Here is a 1,775-nt window from a genome sequence, read left to right as displayed (position 1 = left end):
CTCCAGCGAAGGTTACAAGCCGAGGGGGTTAGCTATCAGCGTTTGAAAGACAATCTGCGACGTGACATGGCAATCAATCTGCTGTGCCAACCGAACATGACAGTAACCGAAGTGGCTGCACTCACTGGCTTCCAGGAAAGCAGTGCATTTCATCGTGCCTTCAAGAAGTGGACGGGAGTGAGCCCTGGCGCTTATCGCCGCTCCAATGCTGACGAGCCAGGCGAAATATAAAAGCCTATTTTCCGTAACAAGAGAACTATTTGCCCGCCACATTACGACTGAAATCTGCAACGCGTTTCACGCGCTAAATGCCGACAGGCATCTCCTCCCCAAAGTCATCCTGGTCGTTTCTGGCCAACTATGGGTGTCCAAAACGGTCAAGCAGAACGATGCCGCCGGGCATAGGCCGCAGCAAAGGCAACTCCTACGATGCTACGCAGGTCACCCTAGCGTTGCATATCAAGTAAACCACCGAGCCTCCAACCGGTGCGTCCTCAATTTCGATATGACGTCAAAGACGCGGTGCCTGACGACGCAGATACAAGTGCACTTCACAAAAAAAACAAGATCGAAGGAGACGCGATATGCAGCCGGTAAACGTTTATACACTCGCGGTTGAGTCGAAGTTCAACCGCTTCCATGGACTCATTCTATTTTGGTGTGTCCTCATTCTGATCATCGATGGTTATGACCTTGCCGTAGTCGGTGCCGCCCTTCCCGCGATCATGAAGGACATGAACATTGATCCAACCAGCGCCGGCATCATGGCTGGGTCTGCACTGTTCGGAACGATGCTGGGAGCGATTTTTCTTGGCACGCTAGCCGATCGTATTGGGCGTCCCAAGATGATCGCAATCTGCGTGGCCTTGTTCAGTACTTTCACTGCTGCGGCTGGCCTCACCAGCGACCCGATCACCTTTAGCATTTCTCGCTTCATCGCCGGCCTTGGCATTGGCGGCGTACTTCCAATTTGCACCGCTCAGATGGGTGAATTTTCTCCACTCAAACTCCGTACTCGACTGGTAACCCTCGTTTTCGCAGGGTACTCCGTGGGCGGTATTTTGGTTGCACTGACTGGCAAGCAGCTGATTGAGAGTCACGGATGGCAGTGGGTGTTTTATGTGGCGCTGCTGCCAGTGCTGCTCATTCCCATGATTCTGAAAACTATGCCCGAGTCTATAGCCTACCTGCTCAAAACCGGACGTCAGGACGAGCTGCGAGCAATTGCTCGAAAGCTAGACCCTACTCTCATCATCGACGAAAACACTGTGATGACCGGGAGTGCCAAAGTATTGGATAAACAGGACGCGCCAGTTCGTAATTTGTTCAAGGAGGGTCGAGGCTTTAGCACCATCATGATTTGGTCTGCGTTCATGACGGGGCTCTTCATGGTCTACGCCCTTAACTCTTGGCTAACCAAGCTTATGGCGATGGCGGGGTTCAGTCTTGGCTCGGCGTTGAACTTTGTGATTGTTTTCAATGTGGGGGCCATCGCCGGTGCAATTGGCGGTGGATGGTTGAGTGACAAGCTAAACATCAAGCACGTACTGGTCTGCTTCTACATCGTTGGAGCAATTGCTTTAACCATCCTGGGTTATACGCGCTCAACGACTTTGCTTTTCCCAGTGGTGTTCATTGTCGGTGCATCGACCCTCGGTACCCAGTTGTTGGCATATGCGTACGCAGGGGATTTCTACCCGTCATCGATTCGTTCAACCGGCGTGGGTTTTGCGTCTGGAGTGGGAAGGATAGGCGCTATCGTCGCACCTGTTCTC

2 protein-coding genes are annotated in these 1,775 nt (G+C 52.6%); both read left to right on the top strand.

The features are described 5' to 3' along the window. On the top strand, nucleotides 1-231 hold a 231-nt coding region (locus ACRESJ_RS01530; protein WP_431756307.1), incomplete at its 5' end, for a helix-turn-helix domain-containing protein. A gap of 353 nt (nucleotides 232-584) precedes the next feature. After that, nucleotides 585-1,775 (top strand): MFS transporter (locus tag ACRESJ_RS01525; protein ID WP_431756306.1); only part of this gene is annotated, 1,191 nt, incomplete at its 3' end.

The sequence above is a fragment of the Pseudomonas sp. genome (genome assembly GCF_050739655.1).
Lineage (GTDB): Bacteria > Pseudomonadota > Gammaproteobacteria > Pseudomonadales > Pseudomonadaceae > Aquipseudomonas.
The sequence above is the reverse complement of the archived record's forward strand: the minus strand, read 5'-3'. Positions and strand labels throughout refer to the sequence as shown.